The 24,347-nt window shown below is 62.7% G+C and carries 22 protein-coding genes; 10 read left to right on the top strand and 12 right to left on the bottom strand.

The annotated features are described in order from the left end of the window. Positions 1–141: 141 nt before the first annotated feature. A complete protein-coding gene (tyrS, locus tag ACT9T4_RS17055) occupies positions 142–1,341 on the bottom strand; it encodes a tyrosine--tRNA ligase (protein ID WP_042554333.1) in 1,200 nt (399 codons plus the stop codon). A 210-nt stretch (positions 1,342–1,551) separates the two neighbouring features. On the opposite strand from tyrS, the gene ACT9T4_RS17050 reads away from it, so the two are divergent. Both ACT9T4_RS17050 and ACT9T4_RS17045 read left to right on the top strand, forming a co-directional pair. After that, positions 1,552–2,970, top strand: a complete 1,419-nt coding sequence (locus ACT9T4_RS17050; RefSeq protein WP_042554332.1) for a peptidoglycan DD-metalloendopeptidase family protein — start codon at positions 1,552–1,554, stop codon at positions 2,968–2,970. A gap of 4 nt (positions 2,971–2,974) precedes the next feature. Then, complete coding sequence (locus tag ACT9T4_RS17045) at positions 2,975–4,063, top strand: anhydro-N-acetylmuramic acid kinase (protein ID WP_499118076.1); 1,089 nt, start codon at positions 2,975–2,977, stop codon at positions 4,061–4,063. A 64-nt stretch (positions 4,064–4,127) separates the two neighbouring features. On the opposite strand, the gene erpA is transcribed toward ACT9T4_RS17045, so the two are convergent. From erpA to ACT9T4_RS17030, 3 genes are all read right to left on the bottom strand, one after another. Next, a complete protein-coding gene (gene erpA, locus ACT9T4_RS17040; RefSeq protein ID WP_042554330.1) occupies positions 4,128–4,481 on the bottom strand; it encodes an iron-sulfur cluster insertion protein ErpA in 354 nt (117 codons plus the stop codon). A gap of 74 nt (positions 4,482–4,555) precedes the next feature. Beyond that, entirely contained in the window at positions 4,556–4,966 is a 411-nt protein-coding gene (locus ACT9T4_RS17035) for a bactofilin family protein (protein WP_179539157.1), read from the bottom strand. Between the two features lie 16 nt (positions 4,967–4,982). Continuing rightward, a complete protein-coding gene (locus tag ACT9T4_RS17030; RefSeq protein ID WP_231570167.1) occupies positions 4,983–5,633 on the bottom strand; it encodes a DUF6776 family protein in 651 nt (216 codons plus the stop codon). A 271-nt stretch (positions 5,634–5,904) separates the two neighbouring features. On the opposite strand from ACT9T4_RS17030, the gene hemJ reads away from it, so the two are divergent. The 4 genes from hemJ (at position 5,905) to ACT9T4_RS17010 (ending at position 9,284) form a co-directional block, all read left to right on the top strand. Further along, positions 5,905–6,330: a protoporphyrinogen oxidase HemJ gene (gene hemJ, locus ACT9T4_RS17025; RefSeq protein ID WP_042554327.1), complete on the top strand. Its 426-nt coding sequence runs from the start codon at positions 5,905–5,907 to the stop codon at positions 6,328–6,330. Between the two features lie 24 nt (positions 6,331–6,354). Then, positions 6,355–7,293: an NAD(P)H-dependent flavin oxidoreductase gene (locus ACT9T4_RS17020; RefSeq protein WP_499118074.1), complete on the top strand. Its 939-nt coding sequence runs from the start codon at positions 6,355–6,357 to the stop codon at positions 7,291–7,293. 106 nt (positions 7,294–7,399) lie between these two features. Then, positions 7,400–8,389 carry a DUF805 domain-containing protein gene (locus tag ACT9T4_RS17015; protein ID WP_499118072.1) on the top strand — a complete coding sequence of 330 codons (990 nt, stop codon included), beginning with the start codon at positions 7,400–7,402 and terminating at the stop codon, positions 8,387–8,389. 106 nt (positions 8,390–8,495) lie between these two features. Continuing rightward, positions 8,496–9,284 carry an SDR family NAD(P)-dependent oxidoreductase gene (locus ACT9T4_RS17010; RefSeq protein ID WP_042554324.1) on the top strand — a complete coding sequence of 263 codons (789 nt, stop codon included), beginning with the start codon at positions 8,496–8,498 and terminating at the stop codon, positions 9,282–9,284. A 6-nt stretch (positions 9,285–9,290) separates the two neighbouring features. Here ACT9T4_RS17010 and ACT9T4_RS17005 read toward each other — a convergent pair whose 3' ends face one another. Further along, a complete protein-coding gene (locus ACT9T4_RS17005) occupies positions 9,291–10,772 on the bottom strand; it encodes an AAA family ATPase (RefSeq protein WP_042554323.1) in 1,482 nt (493 codons plus the stop codon). A 179-nt stretch (positions 10,773–10,951) separates the two neighbouring features. Between ACT9T4_RS17005 and coq7 the strand changes: the two genes are divergently transcribed. Next, positions 10,952–11,599: a 2-polyprenyl-3-methyl-6-methoxy-1,4-benzoquinone monooxygenase gene (coq7, locus tag ACT9T4_RS17000; protein ID WP_042554322.1), complete on the top strand. Its 648-nt coding sequence runs from the start codon at positions 10,952–10,954 to the stop codon at positions 11,597–11,599. A gap of 38 nt (positions 11,600–11,637) precedes the next feature. Here the strand turns inward: coq7 and ACT9T4_RS16995 are convergent, their stop codons facing one another. Next, on the bottom strand, positions 11,638–12,063 hold the full coding sequence (locus ACT9T4_RS16995) for an OsmC family protein (protein WP_042554321.1): 426 nt from the start codon (positions 12,061–12,063) through the stop codon (positions 11,638–11,640). 424 nt (positions 12,064–12,487) lie between these two features. On the opposite strand from ACT9T4_RS16995, the gene crp reads away from it, so the two are divergent. Beyond that, positions 12,488–13,132: a cAMP-activated global transcriptional regulator CRP gene (crp, locus tag ACT9T4_RS16990; protein ID WP_042554320.1), complete on the top strand. Its 645-nt coding sequence runs from the start codon at positions 12,488–12,490 to the stop codon at positions 13,130–13,132. A 38-nt stretch (positions 13,133–13,170) separates the two neighbouring features. On the opposite strand, the gene ACT9T4_RS16985 is transcribed toward crp, so the two are convergent. Genes ACT9T4_RS16985 through ptsP form a run of 3 tightly spaced genes read right to left on the bottom strand, consistent with a single transcriptional unit; the run spans position 13,171 to position 18,737 of the window. Further along, positions 13,171–14,910 carry a PTS fructose-like transporter subunit IIB gene (locus ACT9T4_RS16985; RefSeq protein ID WP_042554319.1) on the bottom strand — a complete coding sequence of 580 codons (1,740 nt, stop codon included), beginning with the start codon at positions 14,908–14,910 and terminating at the stop codon, positions 13,171–13,173. A gap of 15 nt (positions 14,911–14,925) precedes the next feature. Further along, positions 14,926–15,861, bottom strand: a complete 936-nt coding sequence (gene pfkB, locus ACT9T4_RS16980; protein ID WP_042554318.1) for a 1-phosphofructokinase — start codon at positions 15,859–15,861, stop codon at positions 14,926–14,928. Then, entirely contained in the window at positions 15,861–18,737 is a 2,877-nt protein-coding gene (ptsP, locus tag ACT9T4_RS16975) for a phosphoenolpyruvate--protein phosphotransferase (protein WP_499118068.1), read from the bottom strand. The genes pfkB and ptsP overlap by 1 nt, the downstream gene beginning before the upstream one ends. A 151-nt stretch (positions 18,738–18,888) precedes the next feature. Here ptsP and cra point away from each other — a divergent pair, with 151 nt between their 5' ends. Further along, positions 18,889–19,878: a catabolite repressor/activator gene (cra, locus tag ACT9T4_RS16970; protein WP_042554316.1), complete on the top strand. Its 990-nt coding sequence runs from the start codon at positions 18,889–18,891 to the stop codon at positions 19,876–19,878. Here the strand turns inward: cra and ACT9T4_RS16965 are convergent. After that, positions 19,868–21,925: an AsmA family protein gene (locus tag ACT9T4_RS16965; RefSeq protein WP_499118066.1), complete on the bottom strand. Its 2,058-nt coding sequence runs from the start codon at positions 21,923–21,925 to the stop codon at positions 19,868–19,870. The genes cra and ACT9T4_RS16965 overlap by 11 nt on opposite strands. 147 nt (positions 21,926–22,072) lie before the next feature. Here ACT9T4_RS16965 and ACT9T4_RS16960 point away from each other — a divergent pair, with 147 nt between their 5' ends. Further along, a complete protein-coding gene (locus ACT9T4_RS16960) occupies positions 22,073–22,855 on the top strand; it encodes a TatD family hydrolase (protein ID WP_042554314.1) in 783 nt (260 codons plus the stop codon). On the opposite strand, the gene ampE is transcribed toward ACT9T4_RS16960, so the two are convergent. Beyond that, positions 22,852–23,688, bottom strand: a complete 837-nt coding sequence (gene ampE / locus ACT9T4_RS16955) for a regulatory signaling modulator protein AmpE (RefSeq protein WP_042554313.1) — start codon at positions 23,686–23,688, stop codon at positions 22,852–22,854. The two genes, ACT9T4_RS16960 and ampE, sit on opposite strands and share 4 nt — an antisense overlap. Further along, entirely contained in the window at positions 23,685–24,248 is a 564-nt protein-coding gene (gene ampD / locus ACT9T4_RS16950) for a 1,6-anhydro-N-acetylmuramyl-L-alanine amidase AmpD (RefSeq protein WP_042554312.1), read from the bottom strand. Before ampD ends, ampE begins: the two co-directional genes overlap by 4 nt. Positions 24,249–24,347 lie beyond the last annotated feature (99 nt).

The following is a 24,347-nucleotide window of genomic DNA, read 5'->3' as shown; positions in this document are numbered from 1 at the left end:
CATTCTACTCGAATTCGCCGTCCGTGCAACCTTTATTTTCGTCTAACTTCTTGTTTAATAAGGAGTTTTCAGATCAGGCCGCGCCGGAAGTGGTGCGCATTATAGGCCCCCACGAAATCAGGTCAAGGGCTTATTTCAGGTTTATTCGGATTTCAGCGTAATACGCGCGAAAGCCTTCTTGCCGGCCTGACAGACATGCGTCGCACCCAGCTTGAACACGAAGGCTCGATCGACAACCTGACCATCCACTCGCACACCACCTGAACCCAGCAGGTCGCGAGCGACTGCCGCATTCTTCACCAAACCTGCCTTATTAAGGAGAGCGGCGATCGGCATGTCTTCGGCAGAAGCCAGCTCAACCTCTGGCAGGTCCTCCGGCAGCTCGCCGTCCTTCATACGGTTACCGGCAGAGCGGTGCGCGGTTGCAGCGGCTTCTTCGCCGTGAAAGCGCGCGACGATCTCTTCGGCCAGCTTGATTTTGATATCACGAGGGTTGGCGCCATTCTCGACATCCGTCTTGAACTGCCCGATCTCGTCCATGGAGCGGAAGCTCAGCAGTTCGAAGTAGCGCCACATCAGCGCATCCGGCATGGACACCAGCTTGTTGTACATGACGCCGGGCGCTTCCTGGATACCTATATAGTTGCCCAACGACTTGGACATCTTCTTGACGCCATCCAGACCTTCGAGCAGCGGCATGGTGACCACGCACTGAGAGGCCTGGCCATAGGCGCGCTGCAGCTCACGCCCCATCAGCAGGTTGAATTTCTGATCGGTGCCACCCAGCTCGACATCGGCACGCAAGGCAACGGAGTCGTACCCCTGCACCAGCGGGTAAAGGAACTCATGAATGGCGATCGGCTGATTGCCGGAGTAGCGCTTGTCGAAGTCGTCGCGCTCGAGCATCCGCGCCACGGTGTACTGCGAAGCCAGACGAATGAAATCGGCAGGCGTCAGCTCGTTGATCCACGTGGAGTTGAAGGCAACCTCGGTCTTCGCCGGATCGAGGATCTTGAACACTTGCTGCTTATAGGTCTCGGCGTTCTCGAGAACCTGCTCGCGGGTAAGCGGCGGGCGAGTGGCGCTCTTGCCGCTAGGGTCGCCGATCATTCCGGTGAAGTCGCCAATCAGGAAGATCACCTGGTGACCCAGATCCTGAAACTGGCGCAGCTTATTAATAAGCACGGTGTGGCCCAGATGCAGATCCGGCGCGGTCGGGTCGAAGCCAGCCTTGATACGCAGCGGCTCGCCACGCTTGAGCTTGTCGATCAGCTCCGCCTCAACCAGGACTTCTTCCGCACCGCGCTTGATCAGCGCGAGCTGCTCTTCAACCGACTTCATAAGGACTCACAATCACCAAATTCAAAAGGGAACCAACCATACAAGATCACGGACAAATGACAAGTTTTGCCCAGCGTAAAGCCACAGGCTTACCAGCCATCACCTTCAGGGTTGCCTCAAGGTGGATTTGGTTATATTTTATACAGTTACTGCATATTCATCAGTATCTTCTTTTCCTCTTCATCTTTTCACTTCAAAAAAAGCAGCCCTATGACCTCGACAACTAAAGCGCCGCCGCTCTATCCCAAAACCCACATCATTGCAGCGAGCGGCGTAGCCGCACTGCTCAGCCTGGCCCTCCTGGTGTTCCCTTCCCGGGAAGTAGAAGCGAAAAAGACCTTTCTCAATCTCGACATGGACAACGGCTCGGAGCAGGTACAGCAGAACCTGCCGACGCCTCCGGCAGACGTGGCACAGGATCAACCTGCCGATGAATCACCCTTCGCGCAAATTGAAGGCAACGAAGACACCCAGAACGCCGAGCTGGAAGCCGAGCCCCAGGTAGCCGAACAGCCGCCGGAAGATCCTCTCAGCAAAACCGTTGCTGTGGCCAATGGCGATACGCTTTCCACGGTATTCAGCAAGGTCGGCCTGTCGGCCAACACCCTGCATGACGTGATAAACAGCAGCAAGGACGCCAAGCAGTTGAGCCGCCTCAAGGTCGGCCAGGAGCTGCAGTTCAAGCTCAGCGAAGACGGTCAGCTGGAAAGCCTGCACAGCAAGCTCAGCGACCTGGAAAGCGTCAGCCTGAACAAGACGGAAAAGGGCTACGACTTCAAGCGCGAGCTGGTCAAGCCGGATGTACGTGATTCCTACGCTCACGGGGTAATCAACAGCTCGTTGTTCGTGTCCGCGAAGCGCGCCGGTCTGTCGCACAATCTGACCATGGATCTGGCCAACATTTTTGGCTACGACATCGACTTCGCCATGGATATTCGGCAGGGCGACGAATTCGAAGTCATCTACCAGGAGAAGGTCGTTGCCGACAAGTCCGTTGGTACCGGCAACATTCTTTCCGCGCGCTTCACCAACCGCGGCAAGACTTACACTGCCGTGCGTTACACCGACAAGCAGGGCAACGTCAGCTACTACGATGCCGATGGCAACAGCATGCGCAAGGCATTCATCCGTACCCCGGTGGACTTCGCCCGCATCAGCTCGCGCTTCTCCAACGGCCGCAAGCACCCGATCCTCAACAAGATTCGCGCCCACAAAGGCGTGGATTACGCAGCCCCGCGCGGCACTCCGATCAAAGCGGCCGGTGACGGCAAGGTGATCCTCGCAGGCCGCAAGGGCGGTTACGGCAACACCGTCGTACTGCAGCACGGTAGCCGTTACCGTACCCTCTATGCCCACATGCAGGGTTTCGCCAAAGGCGTACGTACCGGCGGCAGCGTCAAGCAGGGCCAGATCATCGGCTACATCGGTACGACCGGCCTGTCCACCGGGCCGCACCTGCACTATGAGTTTCAGGTCAACGGCACTCACGTGGACCCGCTGAGCCAGAAGCTGCCCATGTCCGACCCGATCGCTCGCCAGGAAAAACAACGTTTCCTGCAGATGAGCAAGCCACTGATGGCGCGCATGGATCAGGAAAAAGCCACCATGCTCGCGCTGAACAAGCGTTAAGCCGATGCTCTACCTTGGCGTGATGTCCGGCACCAGTCTTGACGGGCTGGACATCGCCCTTATCGAACAAAGCGAGCACACCAGGCTGCTCGCTCATCATTACCAGCCCCTCCCCGACGCGCTCCGCGAACAATTGCTGGCACTCTGCAGCTCTGGCCCGGACGAGCTCGCGCGTGCAGCCGTCGCCGAGCAGCAATGGGCGCATCTGGTCGCCGAAGGCGTGCATAGCCTGTTGGCCGAACAGAATCTGCAACCGCAAGCCATCCGCGCGATTGGCAGCCATGGCCAGACCGTGCGCCATGAGCCGGCACGGGGTTTCACCATCCAGATCAGCAATGCCGCACTGCTCGCCGAACTGACCGGAATCAGCGTGGTGGCGGACTTCCGTCGCCGCGATGTCGCGGCGGGCGGCCAGGGTGCACCGCTGGTGCCGGCATTCCACGAGGCGCTGTTCGCCAGCCGTGACGCGGCAAGGGCGATCCTCAACGTGGGCGGTTTCAGTAACCTGAGCCTGCTGGAAGAAGGAAAGCCAGCGCTGGGTTTCGATTGCGGCCCTGGCAACGTATTGATGGACGCCTGGATTCAGCAACATCAAGGGCATGCCTATGACCGCGACGGCGCATGGGCGGCCAGCGGCCAGGTGCAGGATGGCTTGCTCAGCGCGCTGCTCGGCGATCCCTTCTTCCAGGCCACAGGCCCGAAAAGCACCGGCCGCGAGCTGTTCAACCTGCCATGGTTGATGGAACAGCTGGCAAGACAGCCCATATACAAGGCAGAAGACGTGCAGGCCACGCTGCTCGAGCTGACCGCAACGAGCATCGCCTCTTCACTGCAACAGGCTCAGCCACATTGCAGCGAACTGCTGGTGTGCGGCGGCGGCGCTCACAACAGGACATTGATCGAGCGCTTGCAGGCGCTGCTGCCGGGCGCTCGGGTCAGCAGCACGGACGATCACGGCGTGCCGGCTGACTGGGTAGAGGCCATGGCATTCGCCTGGCTGGCCCACTGCTGCCTCAATGGGATCCCGGCCAATCGTCCAGAGGTTACTGGCGCCCGTGGGCCAAGAATCCTTGGCGCCATCTACCCGGCCTAGAACCAACGCCCAGAACGAAAAACGCCGCGCAAATGCGCGGCGTTTTCGTGTATGGCAAGGCGGGTCAGATCGAGAACGAAGACCCGCAGCCACAGGTGGTGGTCGCATTGGGGTTCTTGATCACGAAACGCGATCCTTCCAGGCCTTCCTGATAATCAACTTCGGCGCCTACCAGATACTGAAAACTCATCGGATCGACGACCAGAGCGACACCTTCGCGCTCGATGATGGTGTCATCATCGGCAACGTCTTCATCGAAGGTAAAACCGTACTGGAAACCGGAGCAGCCGCCACCAGTGACGAATACGCGCAGCTTCAGACGCGGGTTGCCCTCTTCATCAACCAGGTTCTTAACCTTGCTTGCCGCCCCTTGCGTGAACTGCATCGCTGCGGTGGGGGTGAAGGTTTCGACGCTCATGTTTCTCTCCCGGCGCCAGGCGCCATACTGCGTTGTAGCGCTACATTATCCGCTTACCCTAGAAAAGCGGTCAACTATTCTACGTCGTCCACGCTCTCCGGTAGCTCCAACGGTCTACCCTGTTCCTTGATCGGCCGCAAACCACCCTCGACCTGCGCCCCCATGGCCATTTCCATCAGGCCGTAGTAGAGGTTGCCGCGCACCCGAGCCTTAGGCCCCAACTCGACGTGCTGAGTGGCGTAGACATCACCGATGATCTCGCCATCGATCACTATATGGGGGGCTCGCACTTCACCTTCAACCTGGCCATCGACACTGACCCGCACCAGGCCTTCCTCGGTGCGAATATCGCCAAGCACCCTGCCATCGATCTGCACGGCCCCCTGAAACTCCAGATCACCGCGAAATGCCGCGCCTGCGGCGATCAGGCTGGTCTTGCCAGTGAAACGCTGCATGTCTGCCTTGCCTTTGCCTTTATTCCACATCGCGAACCATCACTTATCAGTCAGTCCATTCGATTTGACGCTCGACGGGCTTGCCACCCTCGACATCGGCCTTGATACGTATCTGCTTCGGCTCGAACCCCTCGGGGAGCTGCAGCTCGCCGAGACGTCCGCCTTCCGGAATCGCCTGCAGGTGCTTGAAGGCGAACGGAATCGACTGGTCGGTCGACCCCTCTGGCAAATCTCCGCTCAATTGCCCTAACTGCAGGCTTTTCGCCTTGCCTGCCTGGCGGCCATCCACCTGCACATGCAAACGCCCTTGCAAGGGTTTGTCATCCTTGCCGACCCGACTGAGCATGATCTTGAAGCGGAACAACCCCGCCTGCTCAGTGGGATGGATGTCGACACTGCGGATGAGCAGCCCATCGACGCGGCTGTCCGGAGCCAATACACCCTTATAGAAGGCTAGCTCCTGTTGCTGCTTGAAGTTCTGTTCTTCGAGCAACTTGATATTCAGACGACTCTGCTCATTGGACTGCTGAGCCAGTTGCTCGCCGCTGCTGAGCACCGCCATGCGCTGACGCAGCTCGTCGAGCTCCCGCGCCTGTTCGTCCAGGCGAACCTGCATCGCCTGCGCTTCGACGCCCTGCTCCTGCGTCGCCCTGGCCTGCCACCAGCTTCCCAGATAGAAAGCGCTGGGCACGGCCATCAGCAGGAGGACCAACGCAACACGAAGACGCCGTTCATGGGCGCGATTACTGGGGCGGACTTCCCAACCCGACATCAGGCAAGCCGCCCGCGCAGGCTGCGACGGCGAACAGGCAGTATTGTCGGAGTGAAGGCGGATGCGGGCATCGGGTGCCTCGAGAATGCTAAGAGATGACGATCATAAAGGCCGATCTGCCTGCGGCCAACCGTCTTGATGACTATTGAGACCATGGGCACTAGTATCGAAGCACTTATTACCGAGAGGAACGGCAATGCTCTACCTGTGGATCAAAGCTCTGCATATCGTCGCCATGGTCTGCTGGTTTGCCGGTCTGTTCTACCTGCCACGTCTGTTCGTGTACCACGCCATGAGCGAGGACGCGCCAAGCCGTGAACGCTTCAGCACCATGCAGCGCAAACTGTATCGCGGGATCATGACCCCGGCGATGATCGCCACTCTCGCACTCGGCATCGGCCTGCTGGTGATGGTGCCGGGCTGGATGAGCCAGGGCTGGATGCACGCCAAACTGACACTGGTGTTGCTGCTGGTGGGCTACCACCATGTTTGCGGCGCCATGTACAAGCGCCTGGCCCGTGGCGAGAACAAGCGTAGTCACGTGTTCTATCGCTGGTTCAACGAAGTACCGGTATTGCTGCTGATCGCCATCGTCATTCTGGTGGTGGTCAAACCGTTCTGAACAGGATCTGCCAAGGAGCCTTCAATGTCCCTGCCTCCCCTGCTGGAAAACCGCCTGCGCCTTCCGCTGGTCGCCGCGCCGATGTTCCTGGTCTCCAACCCTGCACTGGTAACCGCCTGCTGCAACAACGGTATCGTTGGCAGTTTTCCCGCCCTGAACCAGCGTGACAGTAAAGGCTTCGAGAGCTGGCTCGAGGAAATCGAAGCGGGCCTGCAGCAGGATGGCGCCCCCTTCGCTGTCAACCTGATCGCCCATGCCAGCAACCCGCGCCTGGAGCAGGACCTGGCCATCTGCGCAGCCCACCGGGTACCGATCATCATCACCAGCCTCGGTGCGGTGAAAGAGGTCGTCGATGCCGTACATGCCTATGGTGGCCTGGTCTTTCATGACGTCACCACGCGCCGGCATGCGGAAAAGGCCGCCGAGGCGGGTGTCGACGGGCTCATCGCGGTCGCTGCGGGCGCCGGGGGCCATGCGGGGACCTGGAGTCCCTTTGCGTTGATCGCGGAGATCCGCCAGTTCTTCGACAAGACCGTACTGCTGGCAGGTGCTCTCAACAGCGGCCATGAAATGCTCGCTGCGCAGATACTCGGGGCCGACCTGGCGTATATGGGCACTCGTTTCGTCGCCACCCAGGAGAGCGCCGCCGCGCAGGACTACAAGCAGATGATCATCGAGGCGCGGGCCAGCGACATCATTCACACGCCTGCGGTGTCCGGCGTACCGGCCAGCTTCATGCGCCAGAGCCTGGAACGAGCGGGTTTCGATCTGCGCACCCTGCGGGGCGCTCCCCCAGATGCCAAGCTCAAGCCGCTCGACGAGGAAGCCAAGGCGTGGAAGACCGTCTGGTCGGCGGGTCAGGGCGTCGGCGGAATCAGTGACCTGCCGTCAGCAGGTGAGCTGATCGCTCGCCTGGATGACGAATACCGACGGGCCATGCGGTCGAAGCTTTCGGCAAGCTGAGAACCACCGCTCAGCAACATGCGAAAGTAGCCCTTGGCCACTTGCCGAAGATCTGAGGGAGCGATAGGGTCTGCCCATTCTCTCCCGTGCAGACAAGGACGCTCGCATGAGCCAGCTCCGCTACAAGATCGTCTTCGATGGCAGCCTGATGCCCGACACCTCGATGGACACGGTCAAGGCAAATCTGGCCAGCCTGTTCAAGAGCGACCGCGCGCGCATCGACACCCTGTTCGGCCGTGGGCCCATCGCCCTGAAGCGCGACCTGGCTGAAGATGAAGCCGACCAGTATCTGACCGTGCTGCAGCGTGCCGGCGCACGAGCACGCAAGGAGCCCGACCTGGCCGCCGCACTGAGCCTGGTTGAAACCGATGAGGAAAAGGCCGCCAGCGCACCGCCTGCCGAACAGTCTCAGCAACCCATGGACTGCCCGAAATGCGGCCATCAACAAATGACCGCCCCCGAGTGCTCCGCGTGCGGCGTGATCATCGAGAAGTATCTGGCTCGGCAGGCGGCTCTGGCCGAAAGCACCCCGGCGCAGCCGGCTCAGAGCGCATCGCCAGCACAGCACACGCCCTACACCCCACCTCGTGCCAATATCGACACTCAGGCCGGCCAGGTCGGCGAACTGAAGGTCGCTTCGTTCAATGGCCGTATCGGCCGCATGCGATACCTGGCGTGGTCGCTGGTGCTGATGTTCGCCTTCGCGGCGGTCGTTGCCGCGCTGTCGGCCGTGGCGCTGCTCTCGGAAACCCTGAGCGGCATTCTCGTCATCGGTGCCAGTATCGGCATGCTGGTGATCAGTGTGCAGATCGGCGTGCAGCGCCTGCACGACATGGGCTGGACGGGCTGGCTGTGGCTGCTCAACTTGGTGCCGATCGTCAATAGCGTATTCTGGATCATCATGCTGGTGGTACCAGGCACCGTCGGCAGCAATCGCTTCGGCCCGGAACCGCCACCCAACAGCCTGGCAGTCAATCTGCTGGCCGGCCTGTTCATCGTTCTGATGGTCGGCGGGTTGCTGACGCTGTTCCTGAGCGGTTTTGCCATCCTGGCGGTGTTCGGTATGTTCTTCGACCAGGTGGTGAGCGGGTCCTGATCGATACCGCTGCATTTATTTTCCCTGCCGGCGTTGCCAGTGCAGCGCTGACAGGCCTGTTGCGGATAGGCTATACGCCCGTCACGGACAGCATCAGGAGAACCCCATGTCCCGCTATGCCCTGGTCACCGGTGCCTCCAGTGGTATCGGCCTTGCCCTGGCCGAAGCATTGGCACGCCGCGGGCGTAACCTGATTCTGATCGCTCGCCAGCGCGATGCCCTGGAAAGCATCGCCTACGAGCTGACACAGCGTTTCTCCGTCGAAGTCCTGTTCCGTGTTTGCGACCTCAGTGAACCCCTGCAGTTATCCGGGCTGATGCACGAACTCGAGCAGAACGGTCTCGTCATCGAGCTGCTGGTGAACAATGCGGGCCTCGGCAGCGCCGGCTCATTCGTTGCCCAGGACTGGAGTCGCGAACAGGAACTGCTGGAAGTGAACGTGCTGGCACTCGCGCGCCTGTGCCACTCAATCGGCACGGTGATGGCAGGGCGTGGCAGCGGGCAGATCCTCAACGTGGCGTCGATAGCCGCTTTCCAGCCGGGGCCATGGATGAGCAATTACTACGCGAGCAAGGCGTACGTGCTGCATTTTTCCGAAGGCTTGCGCGAAGAGCTGCGACCTTACGGTGTGAAGGTGTCGGTACTCTGCCCTGGGCCGACGCGCAGTGCGTTCTTTCGCAACGCTCAGCTCGATGCCAGCGCGCTGGAGAACGGCAAGCTGATGCTCAGCGCCGAGGAAGTTGCCCTGATAGCCGTGCGTGGCCTGGACAAGAACCACGCGATCATCGTCCCCGGCTGGCGCAACCGCCTGCTGACCCTGGCCCCAAGGTTTTTCCCACGACTGCTGGTGCGCCGATTCGCGGCGCGGCTCAACCGACGTTTCGGCCGCGCCTGATCGACCTCAATTTGCGCTGACCGTCCGCCCCCGCGCCCATTCCCGCAACTCGGCCAGCGGCTCGGCCATGATCACCGACAATGGCGACGTGGCCTGGATGCCACGCAACAGCATGCCATGGTCGACGGACTGCTGCTGCGCCTGAGAGGCGTACAGCGCGCTGACCACCACCTGCTCGATCTCGGCACCGGAAAAACCGCTGCTTGCCGCCGCCAACTGCGGCAGGTCGTAGGCCGTGGCATCCAGCTCGCGGCGTTGCAGATGGATACGGAAGATCTCGGCGCGGGTTTCCAGGTCCGGCAGGTCGACGAAGAACAACTCGTCGAAGCGCCCCTTGCGCACCAGCTCGGGCGGCAGGCGACCGATTACGTTGGCGGTAGCGACCATGAACACCGATGATTTGCGCTCGGCCATCCAGGTCAGCAGCGTACCGAGCACGCGCTGGCTGACGCCGCCGTCCTGATCGCCGCTTGCCAGGCCCTTCTCGATCTCGTCGACCCACAGCACGCAGGGCGACATCTGCTCGGCCAGCTTCAGTGCCTCGCGCAGATTGCGCTCGGTTTCCCCGAAGAACTTGTTGTACAGGCAGGCGAAATCCAGGCGCAGCAGCGGCAAGCCCCACAACCCGGCTACCGCCTTGGCTGCCAGGCTCTTGCCCGAGCCTTGTACGCCGACCAGCAGCACGCCCTTGGGCAGGTCGACACCGGTGCCGTCGAAGAAGATTCGCTGCCGCTCGCCGAGCCAGCGCTTGAGGTTGCTCAGGCCACCCACATCGGCGAAACGCGCGGTGTCGTACTCGTAACTGAGTACGCCATCGAGGTCGAGCAGCTCGAACTTGGCCTTGTTGAGTTCCGGCAGGTCTTCCTGGGTGATGGCGCCGTCATCGCAGATCAGGTTGCGCGCCAGCAGCCGTGCTTCCGCGTGGCTCATGCCACGCAAGTTCTTCACCACCTGCTGCAGGGTGCGGTTATCGGTGCGGACACGACGATTGCGGTTGCGCTCGCTCCAGCGCGTGGCCTCATCACGGACGATCCCCAGCAGTTCGTCCTCCCCAGGCAACGCCAGGTTGAAACGCGCCGCGTAGCGTTGCACTTCTGGCGGTAACTTGCAGGCATGGGATACCAGCACCACCGTCGGCGCCTGGCTGCCATCGGCCATGGCGATTTCCTTGAGCAGGCGCACCAGCTTGGGGTTATCGACCAGAAAGGGATGCAGGTCGCACAACACGTAGAGGTTTGCCTGAGGGTCGGCCTTGATCAGCCGCAACGCAGCTTCCGGTTCGCTGCTGCCGCTTTCCGCGAAAGCCTCACCGGCAAAGCCGGCGCGCTGCAGCCCTTCGGTAACCGACCAGGTGAGCAAGCCAAGGCCGCGGCGTACCGCCAGACCGGTCAGCGTCTCCAGTACCCGCCGTTCATCCCATGATTCGATGAGCACCAGCGTGACCTTGGAATCGAGTACCAATCCCAGGTCGTGAATATCGTTCTTCACAGCAACTCCTTATGCCCCAGAGGCAAGCCCATACTCCCGCCAACCGACAGCGTCGGGCAAGTGCCGGATGCACGACTGGAGAGGCACGACACGTTTGCACTCGGTGCCGATGCAGGCCGCCGAACACGACGGACCATTTACGGTAGACTGGCTGCTCATGTCCTCGCCGGAGAACCCTCATGGCCAACGACCGCCATTATTCGCCCGCCGACCGCCTGCTGCTGCAAGCCGACATGGCGCTGCGCACGCTGCTGCCTTTCAGTGGCCAGCCGAGCCGTCCATCGCCAGCCATCGTCGAACCCGAGGCGCAGCTCGACGCGAAACAGACTCGCCACATCGCCGGCCTGATGCGCATCAACCACACTGGGGAAGTCTGCGCGCAGGCGCTGTATCAGGGTCAGGCACTGACCGCCAAGCTACCACGCGTGCGTGCGGCCATGGAGCATGCGGCGGATGAAGAAATCGATCACCTGGCCTGGTGCGAGCAACGCATTCGACAGCTGGGCAGCCACCCGAGCGTCTTGAATCCGCTGTTCTATGGATTGTCGTTCGGCGTTGGTGCCGTAGCCGGCCTGGTCAGCGACCGGGTCAGCCTGGGTTTCGTCGCGGCAACCGAAGACCAGGTGGTCAAACACCTCGACGAACACCTCGAACAGATCCCCGAAGAAGATGGCAAATCCAGAGCCATCCTCGAACAGATGCGCCGCGACGAGCAGGAGCATGCCAACAGTGCGCTGGATGCCGGCGGTGCGCGCTTCCCGGCGCCGGTCAAACTGGGCATGACACTGCTTTCGAAGGTCATGACCAAGACTACCTATCGGATCTGACCAGTAGCAGAAGGGCGATAAATGATCACCCTTCTGCTTCAAGCACCCAGTTCGACGATTTCGTAATCGTGGGTGATTTCCACACCGGCACGGCCAAGCATGATCGAAGCCGAGCAATACTTCTCGGCAGACAGCTCGACCGCCCGCTTGACCTGAGCCTCTTTCAAACCACGGCCCTTCACCACGAAGTGCAGATGGATCTTGGTGAACACCTTGGGATCCTCGCTGGCGCGCTCGGCTTCGAGAAAGGCTTCGCAGCTTTCCACCGGCTGGCGAGATTTCTTCAGAATGCTCACCACATCGAAATTGCTGCAGCCGCCCAGGCCGATCAGCAACATCTCCATCGGGCGCACGCCCAGATTACGGCCACCATTCTCCGGCGGACCGTCCATCACTACAGCATGGCCACTACCCGACTCGCCTAGAAACAGCGCTTCGCCTGCCCATTGAACGCGAGCTTTCATCGTTGCCGCCCCTCCTTCAAAAGGCCGGAAGCTTATCACAGGGCGACTTTTACGACGGGTGCCACAGATGCTGCTAGAGTTCACAAGCGGAACGTGCAATACCTCACAAAACAGTTCCTCTGGAAGTATCACTGTTCATGATGATGCCGTTTTAGTGGCACAATCCCTTTATCGAAGCGCGACACATCGTTATCAGTCGATAAGAACAAGATATTGACCAGGGCGCTATCGATCACAACGCATTGCATGCAACGCCATATTCCGCTGCAAAAATGTGGGCATCCACTGTTTGCGAAACGATTCGGACATCGTTTCACGCACTGGAGAGCCGGCATCTGCCTTGCGAGATAGTCAAGCACTTGGGTCTGAGCGGCTTCATCTAACACGTCTGCCAGGCTTATCTTTCTATATTCGGGACTCAGGCATGGTCGCAATCACTCTTACACCCAAAGTAAAAAACTTCGACAAACTGCTCGCCCATTGCCACCGCCGTCGTTATACGGCCAAGAGCACGATCATTTATGCAGGTGACCGCAGCGAAACGCTGTATTTCATCGTCAAGGGTTCGGTCACCATCCTGATCGAAGACGACGACGGCCGCGAAATGATCATCGCCTACCTCAACCCCGGAGACTTCTTCGGCGAGATGGGACTGTTCGGCAAGGACGGTGCGGAGAAAGAGCGCAGTGCCTGGGTTCGCGCCAAGACCGAATGCGAAGTTGCCGAACTGAGCTACGCCAAGTTCCGCGAGTTGACCCTGCAGGATCCAGACATTCTCTTCGCGCTGGGTACGCAGATGGCCGAGCGGCTGCGCAACACCACCCGCAAGGTGGGTGACCTGGCGTTTCTCGACGTTACCGGTCGCGTTGCTCGCACCCTGCTCGACCTGTGCAAACAACCGGATGCGATGACTCACCCGGACGGCATGCAGATCAAGATCACTCGTCAGGAGATCGGCCGTATCGTCGGTTGCTCGCGGGAGATGGTCGGGCGCGTGCTCAAGGCCCTGGAAGAACAGGGCCTGGTGCACGTCAAAGGCAAGACCATGGTGGTCTTCGGCACACGCTGAACCACGGGCAGGGCATCCGCGGATGCCCTGCGCCATTTTCAAGCCTTGGCAGCCACCGTCAGGGCTTCGACCTCAGGGCGCTTGATCAGCGCGTAGACCACCCCGGTCACCAGGCTGCCCGCCACGATCGCCAGCAGATACAGCAACGCATGGTTGATCGCGTTGGGGATCAGCAGCACGAACAAGCCACCGTGTGGCGCCATCAGCTTGCAGCCGAAGTACATCGACAGCGCACCGGTCAGTGCGCCACCGGCGATGCTGGCGGGGATGACCCGCAATGGGTCCTTCGCGGCGAAGGGAATCGCCCCTTCGGAAATGAAGCACAACCCCAGCACACCGGCTGCCTTGCCGGCTTCGCGCTCGGTCTGGCTGAACTTGCGGCGGGCCAGAACCGTGGCGATGGCCATGCCGATGGGCGGCACCATACCGGCAGCCATGGTCGCGGCCATCGGCGCATAACTCTGCGATGCCAGCAGGCCGACGGAAAACGCGTAGGCCGCCTTGTTGATCGGTCCACCGAGGTCCACGCACATCATGCCGCCGAGCAGCAGTCCGAGCAGGATTGCATTGGTGGTGCCCATGTTCTGCAGGAACACCTCCAAGGCAGCCATGATTCCGGCGACCGGCGTACCGATCACATAGATCATCGCCAGGCCCGTGGCCAGGCTGGCCAGCAGTGGTATCAGCAGAATCGGCTTCAGTGCCTCGATGCTCTGCGGCAGGCGTAACCAGCGATTCAGCGCCAGGGCCAGATAACCCGCAAGGAAGCCGGCGATGATGCCCCCCAGGAAACCGGTACCCAAGGCGCTGGCCAACATACCGCCAATCATCCCTGGCGCCAGCCCGGGACGGTCCGCGATGGAGTACGCGATGTAACCGGCCAGTACCGGGATCATCAGCGCGAAGGCCGCTTCACCACCGATTTTCATCAACGCAGCAGGCAGGGTGCCTTCCTGCTTGAACGCCTCGATACCGAACACGAAGGACAGGGCGATCAACAGACCACCGGCCACGACCATCGGCAGCATGAACGACACGCCGGTGAGCAGATGCTTGTATGGCCCGCTCTTGCTACCCGGCTTGCCGGCATCGGCGGTTTGCGGTTGCCCTACCCCCTGCTGCTGCACGCCCTCGGCCAGCGCCTTCTGCAAGGTCTGCTTGGGCTGCTTCAAGGCGACGCCGGTGCCGCAGCGATAGACCTTCTTGCCAGCGAAACGCTCGGTCTCGACCTCGATATCCGTGGCCAGCAACACCACATCGGCCGCGGCGATGCTGGCGTCGTCGAGCAGGTTGCGCGCGCCCACCGAACCGCGGGTTTCTACCTTCAGGTCATAACCCAGTTGCTCCGCAGCCTGTTGCAGCGCTTCGGCAGCCATGAAGGTGTGGGCGACACCCGTTGGGCAAGCGGTAATCGCCACCAGCTTCGGCTTGCCGCCGGAAGAGGCCGTGGCCACGGGCGCAGCCTTCTCGAGCACCTGCGCCTGTTCGGCAGCGATCAGCAGAAACTGCTTCGGGTCAGCCAGCGCTTCGGACGGCGTGGATTGCACCACGCGCTTGCCAACGAAACGCTGCAGATCCAGCTCGCCGGTTTTCACCACCAGCACCAGTTCGGCTGCGGCGATATCGGTTTCGCTCAGCGGCGAGCCGATCGCCTTGGGGTCATGCACCTCAACCTGGGTGGACCAACCCAGACGCTCGGCAGCGGCCTGCAACAGGCGCGAACACAGAACGCTGGTGACCTGGCCGTTGGGGCAGGCGGTAATGATCAGCACATTCATTGCAACGACCTCTTGTTATTGTTTCGACGTCACAGCCACCGCCGCTTCCAGGCGGGCGAGCTGTTGCCGATCGTGAATTCCGAATCCGATTTGCGTGACCGCCTGGGCGGCCACCGCCGTCGCCAGGCGCAGCGTGCGCTCGGCAGGCCATTCACTGAGCAGGCCGTGCAAGGTGGCGGCGAGCAGCGAGTCGCCAGCACCGACAGTGCTGACCACCTCGACCTGTGGCGGCTGCGCATGCAGCACACCATGGGGACCGAACCAGTCAGCACCCTGGGCGCCGCGCGACAGCAGCACATGCTCGATGCCGCCTTGCTGCAGCTGGCGGATGGCGTCGTCCAGGCGCTCGGGAGATGCCGACGCCAGGTCGCAAGCCTCGGCCAGTTCTTCTTCATTGGGCTTGATCAACCAGGGTCCCGCCGTCAAGCCGGCACGCAAGGCTGCACCACTGGTATCCAGCGCCAGCGGCAAGCCGAGGCTCACCAGGCGACGCAACAGCGCAGCGAACCATTCGATCGTCACACCGCGCGGCAGGCTACCAGCAACGACCACAGCGTCGTGCCCCACGGCGATCTGCTCCAGCTGCTCCAGCAGTTGCTGCTGATGCGCCGCGTCGACTTCCGGCCCGGGGCCGTTGAGATCGGTGACGCAGCCATCACGCTCGGCGAGCTTGATGTTGCTGCGGGTCTCGCCGGGCACTCGCACGAATGCGTCGATGAAACCACGACGCTGGAACAGCAGCTCGAACGGCGCGGCATTGGCCTGGCCGAGAAAACCGCTGACGGTGACCTTGTGGCCGAGATCGGCGAGGACCTGGGAGACATTGAGCCCCTTGCCCGCCGCATGACTGGTCATCCCCAGGCTGCGATTGACCGCCCCGGGCTGCAGGGTATCGAGGCTGACGGTGAGATCCAGCGCCGGGTTCAGGGTCAGGGTGAGAATACGCGCCATCAGTGTGTCTCCTCGACCAGCGCACGCACCGCGGCAGCGCTGCTCAGAGTCAGGGCCTGCTGTGCCTGCACCTGGCTGTGATGAAGGTCCAGCTCGCGGACCCGCGCCTTGACCAGCGGGATGCTGCGTGCGGCGACGCTCAGTTCGTCGACGCCCAGACCGACCAACAGCGGGATGGCGAGCATGTCCGCGGCCAGCTCGCCACAGACACCGACCCACTTGCCTTCGGCGTGGGCAGCCTCGACGGTCATGCCAATCAGGCGCAGCACCGAGGGATGCAGGCCATCGGCCTGGGCCGACAGGGTGGGATGGCCGCGGTCGATGGCCAGGGTGTACTGGGTCAGGTCATTGGTGCCGATACTGAAGAAGTCCACCTCACGGGCCAGCACCGGCGCCATCAGCGCAGCGGATGGCACCTCGATCATGATGCCCAGTTGCAGATCGTCCAGCGGAATCTCCTGACGCAGCGTCTCGACCATCGCGCGCGCCGCGCGCCATTCTTCGATTTGCCCGACCATCGGGAACATGATGCGCAAGGGGCGCCCATCGGCAGCCTGCAGCAAGGCGCGCAGTTGGGTTTCCATGATGTCCGGGCGTTGCAGGGTCAGACGTATGCCGCGCACACCGAGGAAGGGGTTTTCCTCCTCCGGCATCGGCCAGTAAGGCAAGGGCTTGTCACCACCGACATCCAGCGTACGCACGACCAGCGGCCGGCCTTGCAGGGCATCGAGCACACGCCGGTACTCGGCCTCCTGGGTCGCCACGTCCGGCGCCTGGGAGTGATCCATGAACACCAGCTCGGTGCGCAGCAAACCCACTGCCTCGGCGCCCAGCTCGACCGCAGCGGCAGCCTCACCACTGGCGCCGATGTTCACGGCGACCTCGACTGCATGACCATCACGGGTACGCGCCGGGTGCATACGCTCGCCATGGGCACGTTCGCGGCGCTGCTCGCTGGCCTGTCGCTCGCGCTCGGCCTGGGCCAGGGTGGCATCGTCCGGAGCGACCCAGACCTGACCACGGTCACCGTCGAGCAGCAATCGAGTGCCCTGCTGCAAGGCCAGCAGGCCTTCACCAGCACCGACCACGCTGGGAATCCCCAGGGCACGGGCGATGATCGCACTGTGCGCGGTAGCGCCACCACGAGCGGTGACGATACCGGCGACGCGTTGACGGTCGAGGCTGGCGACGTCCGAAGGGCCGACCTCGCCCATCACCAGAATGTAGGGCTCAGCGGGTTCCTGAGGCGCCTCGACACCACAGAGGTGCGCCAGCACGCGGCGGCCTATATCACGCAGGTCGGCAGCGCGCTCGGCCAGCAGCGCGTCACGCAGCGACTCCTGCTGGGTCGCGGCCGCCTCGATCTCGCCGATCCACGCAGCCTGCGCACTGGCACCCGCAGCCAGGCGGGCATCGACGTCCTCACGCAGAGCCGGATCACGCAGCATCGCCTGATGAGTGACGAAAATGTCGCGCACACTGGCTTCCTGGCTACGCTCGACCAGCCGCTGAATCTCGCCGTCGATATGCTGCAGAGCGGCATCCAGGCGCTCCCGTTCCACGCTGACGCCCTCACCTTCGGCGGGATAATCGAGGCGCGGCACACGGCGCACGAAGGCCGGGCCGCTGGCGATACCTGGTGACGCGGCGACTGCTTGCAGGCGAGTGCCGGCAGACGGCGCGCTGGGCGCCGCATCAGCTTCAGGCAAGGGCGGCGAATCGACGACCAGCTCGGCTGACTCAGGGGGTAGCGGCTCGACCTCTTCACCGAGACCGGCACGAACAGCCGCCTCGATGGCCGGCAATGCGTCGTCAGCGATCGCGGGCTCGGCGCTGAACTCCAGCACCTGGCCGCGGCGGGCGCCGAGCGCCAGCAGTTTGCTCAAACTCTTGGCCGATACGCCGACCGCAGCCCCCTCGGCCAGACGTACGCGGATGTCACCATTGAAACCTTGCGCGAGCTCACTCAGCGCCTTGGCCGGACGGGCATGCAAACCATGGGCGTTGGCCAGGGTGATGCGCAGCGCTGGCCAGTCGGGAGGCAGCTCGGCGCCCAGCGCCTCGAGCACGCCACGGCTGGTGGTCGCGTGCGCCAGGGCATCACCCTGCCCGGCGATCAGCAGATCGCAGAGACGCTCGAGCACCTTGCGATGCCCCTCGCCCAGACAGGCGAGACAGAACAGTCCGGCTACCGGCTGACCAGCCTGCTGCAGCGGCCGTGCCGGGGTGACGAAGGCCAGACCCGGGCGCTCGACGCCCTGCTCGCTGCTCAGCCACCACAGCCCGTTACCCAAGGGCAACGGCTCGCCCTGAACCAGGCTGCCGGAAAAGCCGGATGCCGTGCAGCCGGCCTTCTTCAGCAGGCGGGCGCCTTGCCAGGCCAACTCGTCCAGATCTTCTGCGTTGACGCCGAGCCCAACCAACTGGCTATCGAGAGCCAACTCCTGAGGGGCGCCCTGCAGCAGGGCAAGGATGGCATCTGCATCCTGAGCCTCGCGCAACGCCTGGCTGAGGTCACCTTCGCCAAGCGCCCGGGTGAGCAGTTGCAGCAGACGCAGGTGCTCGTCGGAGCGTGCGGCAATCGCGATGGCCAGGTACACACGCTGGCCATTGCCCCAGTCCACGCCTTCGGGGTACTGGATCAGACGCATGCCGGTCTGGAACACCTGATCGCGGGTTTCCGGCGTGCCATGCGGAATGGCGATGCCCTGCCCCAGATAAGTCGAGCCCTGCCGTTCGCGGGCCTGCATGCCATCCAGATAGCCGGACGCGACCAGGCCGTCGGTGACCAGGCTGTCGGCCAGATCGGCCAGCGCCTGTTGCTTGTCCGCGGCCTGCCGGCCCATCTGGATCTGCGAAGGGTGTAGTTCGAGCATGACGTTTCTCCTCGAGCAAGACCGGCGCGGTGCACGGGCTTGGCGGACATTCTTGTTAGCTTAGTCGACTCGTTTGCTGAATCGTTTCATCTAGCGCTGGCACGTTACCTGATAATCGGTAATCCTTGAAGTCCGCCAGAGGAGACGTACCTTGAAACTGACCGACATCGCCCGCCTGGCTGGCGTATCGCTGACCACCGCCAGCTACGTGATCAATGGCCAGGCTGCCAAGCGCCGGATCAGTGCGGCGACCGTTCAGCGGGTGCTGGAAGTGGTGGAGAAGCACGACTATCGTCCCAACCCACAGGCCGCCGGCCTGCGGCGCGGGGAAAGTCGCTGCCTCGGGTTCATCCTCCCGGATCTGGAAAACCCCAGTTACGCGCGCCTGGCCAAACTGCTCGAACAACGCGCCCGAGATGCCGGTTATCAGTTGCTGATCGCCAGCTCCGATGATCGGCCGGACAGCGAGCGACAACTGCTCGAGCTGTTCCGCTCGCGCCGTTGCGACGCGCTGATCGTCGCCAGTTGCCTGCCTCAAGACGCCCCCGAATACCGTCAGCTGATCGCGGCCGGCACCCCGGTGATTGCCGTGGACCGCGCGCTGGACCCCATGCACCTGTATTCGGTCATCAGCGATGATCGTCAGGCTGGCGAGTTGCTGACCAAAAGCCTGCTACAGCCGATGCCACGCCAGGCCGCCCTGATCGGCGCCCGCCCGGAACTGCCGATCAGCCTGGCCCGCGAACAGGGCTTTCGCGACGCACTGGCGGATTTCGATGGATTGGTCAGCGTCAGTCATGGCGAGCAGTTCAGCCGTCAGTGGGGCCACCGGCAGATGCGCGAGCTGATGGCGCAGGGCACCCTGCCTGACGTACTGGTGACCACCGCCTACGTGCTGCTCGAAGGTGTGCTGGACGCACTCTACGAACACCCGGAAATGGATACCAGCCGCCTACGCCTCGGCACCTTCGGCGATGCCCAGCTACTGGACTTTCTGCCCATGCGGGTCAACGCCATCTCGCAGCAGCATGAGCGGATAGCCGACCGGGTGTTCCAACGCCTGCTCGACGCCCTGGACGGAGCCTATCAACCCGGCCTGGACGCTATCGAGCGGCACCTGAAAACCCGCTTCAACGGTTAGCCCCCTGACGCATCTGCTCCAGGAGCGGCGCGCATTCGTTGGGTTGGTCGCCGCTCGGCGCTACCAGCGCCACCAGCCCCGCAGCGGGTGCCACCAACGCGCCCAGCGCCAGCATACCGGCGCCGCGCAGCACCAGCGGGCCGGCCTTCACGCCCGGTCGAGGCTCCTTGAAGGTGCCGCGCACGTACAGCGGCGAGCGCAGCGAGAAAACCCGGAAGCCCTTGGACTCCGGGGTGATGGTCAGGTCGAGCTGTTCGTTGCCGAAATTCACCGTACCGTCGATACCGATCAAAGCATTCTCGGTGTCGATCACCATCAACTCCGGCTTCAACACGCCTTGTCTGATGTTCAGGTTGGCGGCCGCGCAGTTGATCTCCACATCGTCATCACCGAACAAGCGACCGACCACATAGTTGCCGACGTTCAACCCTGCGATCTCCATCAGGTTGCGACTGACCCGCCCATCGTTGATCAGCAGCTTGACCCGACCGTTCGAACTGCCCAGCAGGGTCGCCACTGAGTTACCGGTGCCACTGATCGTCGCATCGCCATTGAGCGCCCCCAGGCTGCTCTGCATCACTTCCACACTGGGGAACAGCTGGCGCAGACGGAAATTACGGGCGCGCAACTGCGCCTCAGCCTTGAGCGGCGTACCACGACCATCCAGACGCAGCGTGGAATCCAGGCGCCCGCCGGCCACACCGAAACGCAGGGGCTCGAGGCTGAGCATGCCTGCATTGAGCACCACGTGGGTGAACAGGTCGGTGAATGGCAGCTCCTCGCTGTGCACGATGCGTTTGCCAGTGAAACTGACGTCGGCATCCATGTCGCGCCAGCGCTCGGTCTGGAACGCCTCGACCGGCAACACCTTGTTGCCCGGCTGGACGCTGGCGGCACCACGCTCTTTCTTCTCGGCATTCGAGTCGGCACCAATCAGCGGCGCCAGATCGGCGAAACGCAGTTGATTGGAGACCAGCGTACCGGACAGCTTGGGCCGCGGCTCGCGAGCCACGAATGTGAGGTCGCCGTGAATGTCACTGTCACCGATACGCCCATTGAATTTCTCGTAGCGGAACAGCGGACCATCGGGGTCCTGCAACTGCGCGACCAGACGGCCATCAGTGGAGTAAGCCGGGGTATCCGGCAGCGTCACGCCGGTCAGGGGATAGAGATTGCCGAGGCTGGCGCCGGAGAGCCGCAGGCGCAGATCGAGCGCACCGAGGTTCTTCGGATCGGTCAACGTACCGGCGACCTGCACACGGGTGGTGCCAGCACGCACATCCGCCTGAACCGGGAACGGCTGGCGGGCATCCTGCAGCGCCAGCAGGCCGCCGATCTTGCCGTTGCCGGTCAGCGCCTGCCCCTTGTAACGCCCCTTGGCCTGCCAGGCGAAGGCGTAATCCTGGGGCGTCACGACGGCTTCGTCCCGTTGACTGGCGGTCTTGCCGACGATTTCGTCGAACGCGATGGGCTCGCCGAGCGGCTGCACCAGCAAACTCACGCTGGCCTGCAAGGTCTGATCGTCGTAACGCAGCTGTGCCTTGTCGAGACCTATGGTGCCGATGTCCATCATCCAGGGGGCTGCGGGCTCCTCGTCCGGCTGCTCCTGCTCGCCGAGATCGAAGGTCCAGTTGTCACGCCCGTCGGCGAGCCGCTCCAAGGCCGCGTCGGCGCCGGTCAGGTGAATGCGCGGGATGGATACGGTTTTCCACAACAGCGGCAACGGCGACAGACTGGCCTCGACACGCTGCAGGCTGACGAAGTGATCACCCTTGGCCCACTCGGGATTACCCAGGCTAAGCTGCTCGGCAGACACGTGCGGCCAGGGAATCCAGGCACGCAACCCCGGCTCGTCGCGCTCACGCTGCCAGGTCACCGCCAGGTTGCCTTCGATGGCGAAGGGGCGGTTGAGTGCTTCGGACACTCGCGAATTGATCGTTGGCTTGAGCAGGTTCCAGTCGAACAGCACCAGAAACAACATCAGAGCTGCGATCAACAACAACAGGCTGGCCAGGCACCAGCCAAGTATCTTGCGAAGACGCATCATGCGGCCGCCCTTTGCTTTCGGCGATCCCCACAACCGCCGTCCCTGTGAGGTTCGACTGGCCAACGGCGTGAATGACTCACAGAATGTTGCAGCCGCTGTGTATGCAAACCCTGTTCAATCCTCTGTTCACCTGCCCGGCAGAACGCTATGCAACTGATCGACACCCACACCCATCTCGACTTTCCCGACTTCGACGACGACCGCAACGAGGTACTGGCGCAGGCTCGCACGCTCGGCGTCGAGCGGCTTGTGGTACTGGGCGTCGAGCATGGCAACTGGCAACGCCTGTGGGATCAGGTGCAGCAACATGAGGGGCTGTACGCGGCTTTCGGCCTGCATCCGGTCTATCTGAACCAGCACCGTGCCGAGGATCTTCAGTCATTGCAGGACTGGCTGCAGCGCCTGCACGGCCATGAAAAGCTCTGCGCCATCGGCGAGTTCGGCCTGGATTACTACCTGGAGGATCTGGACCGTGATCGCCAACAGTCACTTTTCGAGGCGCAACTGGTTCTGGCCGCGCGCTTCGAGCTGCCTGTACTGCTGCACGTGCGTCGTGCCCATGCGCCGGTGATCGCCGCCTTGAAGCGCTTCAGACTGCCCCGTGCGGGGATCATCCACGCCTTCGCCGGCAGCTACGAGGAAGCCAGGGAGTACCTGAAGCTGGGCTTCAAGCTCGGCCTGGGCGGAGCGCCGACCTGGCCCCAGGCCAACCGCCTGCGCCAGGTGATCGCGCGGCTGCCGCTGGATGCCATCGTGCTCGAGACCGACTCACCGGACATGGCGCCGGCCATGCACCCGAACCGACGCAACAGTCCCGCTCACCTGCCGGACATCTGCCGTGAACTGGCGCCGCTGCTCGGGGTTGGCCCGGAGGCGCTGGCGGCGGCCAGCAGCCGTAACGCCATGCAACTGTTCGGCTGGCAGCCTTAGAACAGTAGTGTCCACAGGGCGATTGCAGCGAACCAGAGGATTGCCGTGCGCACCAGTAATTGCCATAGGCTATCCAGGGTTGCCACACCGGCTTCGCCCAATAGCGGCTCTGGCGTTTCGGCGGCAGCGCGAGCGGCCCCGGAAGCGAGCTGGGCAGCCGAGATATCCCAGCTCAGGGCTTCATGGAGCAGAGCACGGCTCACGGCGATGAAATTGCCGACCAGCGCGAAGCTGGCAGCCAGCACACGCACCGGCAGCCAGTCGAAGGCATGCCGCAACTGTGCCGCACGCTCACGCAGGGCATCGGACTGAGCATGCTCGACGAGCAACGCCAGCAACCGATAAGCCAGCGCAGCCAAAGGCCCTAGCAGGACATACCAGAAGATCACCGCAAAAAAGCTCTGGTACGCCTGCCAGACCATGAACGTCTGCACGTTGGGCAGCAGCGTGGCTTCGCCCTCGCCGTCGACCCCCAGATCACGCTGCGCGACCAGGTAGGCCGCCTCGCCATCGCCGCGCCGCCAGCTGTCACGAAAAGGCCCTAGAGCGGCCAGCAGGTCGCCACGGCCAAGGCTGTAGAGCACCACCAGCAGGTGCACGGGCAGCAGCAGCCAGCCGTAGGCCAGTGGCGCCAGCAGCGTGAGGACCAGCGCGACGACAAGCAGCGGGACACCGACCAGCAGCACGATCGCCAGCCACGGCGAATCGCTGCTGGTGCCGCTGCGCTCCAGGCGCCCGAGGGCGCGCAGCCAAGGCTCGTCGTGCTGAACACGTTGGCGCCATGAAGAAAACTTTTCGATCCACAGCACCAGCAGCAACACCAGGAAACTCATGATGCCTCCTTATCAGTCATCAATGCGCGGCGCAGCCGTGCCCAATCGAATGCAGGGCCCGGATCGGTCTTGCGTCCAGGCGCGATATCGCTGTGCCCGCAGATACGCTCGACGGTGATCGCCGGGTACGCGCTCTGCAGCACGCGGGTCAGTTCCGTCAGCACAGCGTACTGCGCATCCGTGAACGGCAGGTGATCGGTTCCTTCGAGCTCGATCCCCACGGAGAAATCGTTGCAGTTTTCCCGGCCATCGAAACAGGAGACGCCGGCGTGCCAGGCACGATCCAGGCACGACACGAACTGGACGAGGGTACCGTCACGCTCGATCAGAAAGTGGGCTGACACCGTCATGCTGGCGATGCCCGCGAAGTACGGATGGGCATCGGCTTGCAGGCAATTGCTGAAGAACGCCTGCACCTGCCCGGTGCCGAACTGGCCAGGCGGCAAGCTGATGTTATGAATCACCAACAGGGAAATCTCAGCCTGCGGGCGCTCATTGAAATTGGGCGAAGGACAGTGCTGAATCCCTTGATACCAGCCGTCTTCGAGTTGCTTGTGCATACGTGCTCCCCGAACGAGCGCACACTCTAGGGGCTGTTAACGCTGCAGCGCAAGTTAAGGAGGATCGGACGCCAGAAACGACTCGCGGCCTGACAAGGC

Source organism: Pseudomonas sp. SZ40, from assembly GCF_052958135.1.
Note: the sequence above shows the minus strand (reverse complement) of the source record. Positions and strands in the feature narration are given on the sequence as shown.

Bases quoted from the DNA above. Each gene is read 5' to 3' on its own strand.
- ACT9T4_RS16965 (WP_499118066.1), bottom strand. From the start codon at position 21,925: ATGATGCGTCTTCGCAAGATACTTGGCTGGTGCCTGGCCAGCCTGTTG.
- pfkB (WP_042554318.1), bottom strand. From the start codon at position 15,861: ATGGCGCGTATTCTCACCCTGACCCTGAACCCGGCGCTGGATCTCACC.
- ampD (WP_042554312.1), bottom strand. From the start codon at position 24,248: ATGCACAAGCAACTCGAAGACGGCTGGTATCAAGGGATTCAGCACTGT.
- ACT9T4_RS17045 (WP_499118076.1), top strand. From the start codon at position 2,975: ATGCTCTACCTTGGCGTGATGTCCGGCACCAGTCTTGACGGGCTGGAC.
- ampE (WP_042554313.1), bottom strand. From the start codon at position 23,688: ATGAGTTTCCTGGTGTTGCTGCTGGTGCTGTGGATCGAAAAGTTTTCT.
- ACT9T4_RS17050 (WP_042554332.1), top strand. From the start codon at position 1,552: ATGACCTCGACAACTAAAGCGCCGCCGCTCTATCCCAAAACCCACATC.
- ACT9T4_RS16985 (WP_042554319.1), bottom strand. From the start codon at position 14,910: ATGAATGTGCTGATCATTACCGCCTGCCCCAACGGCCAGGTCACCAGC.
- tyrS (WP_042554333.1), bottom strand. From the start codon at position 1,341: ATGAAGTCGGTTGAAGAGCAGCTCGCGCTGATCAAGCGCGGTGCGGAA.
- hemJ (WP_042554327.1), top strand. From the start codon at position 5,905: ATGCTCTACCTGTGGATCAAAGCTCTGCATATCGTCGCCATGGTCTGC.
- ACT9T4_RS17035 (WP_179539157.1), bottom strand. From the start codon at position 4,966: ATGTGGAATAAAGGCAAAGGCAAGGCAGACATGCAGCGTTTCACTGGC.
- ACT9T4_RS16995 (WP_042554321.1), bottom strand. From the start codon at position 12,063: ATGAAAGCTCGCGTTCAATGGGCAGGCGAAGCGCTGTTTCTAGGCGAG.
- ACT9T4_RS17030 (WP_231570167.1), bottom strand. From the start codon at position 5,633: ATGGCCGTGCCCAGCGCTTTCTATCTGGGAAGCTGGTGGCAGGCCAGG.
- coq7 (WP_042554322.1), top strand. From the start codon at position 10,952: ATGGCCAACGACCGCCATTATTCGCCCGCCGACCGCCTGCTGCTGCAA.
- ACT9T4_RS16960 (WP_042554314.1), top strand. From the start codon at position 22,073: ATGCAACTGATCGACACCCACACCCATCTCGACTTTCCCGACTTCGAC.
- ptsP (WP_499118068.1), bottom strand. From the start codon at position 18,737: ATGCTCGAACTACACCCTTCGCAGATCCAGATGGGCCGGCAGGCCGCG.
- erpA (WP_042554330.1), bottom strand. From the start codon at position 4,481: ATGAGCGTCGAAACCTTCACCCCCACCGCAGCGATGCAGTTCACGCAA.
- ACT9T4_RS17010 (WP_042554324.1), top strand. From the start codon at position 8,496: ATGTCCCGCTATGCCCTGGTCACCGGTGCCTCCAGTGGTATCGGCCTT.
- crp (WP_042554320.1), top strand. From the start codon at position 12,488: ATGGTCGCAATCACTCTTACACCCAAAGTAAAAAACTTCGACAAACTG.
- ACT9T4_RS17020 (WP_499118074.1), top strand. From the start codon at position 6,355: ATGTCCCTGCCTCCCCTGCTGGAAAACCGCCTGCGCCTTCCGCTGGTC.
- ACT9T4_RS17015 (WP_499118072.1), top strand. From the start codon at position 7,400: ATGAGCCAGCTCCGCTACAAGATCGTCTTCGATGGCAGCCTGATGCCC.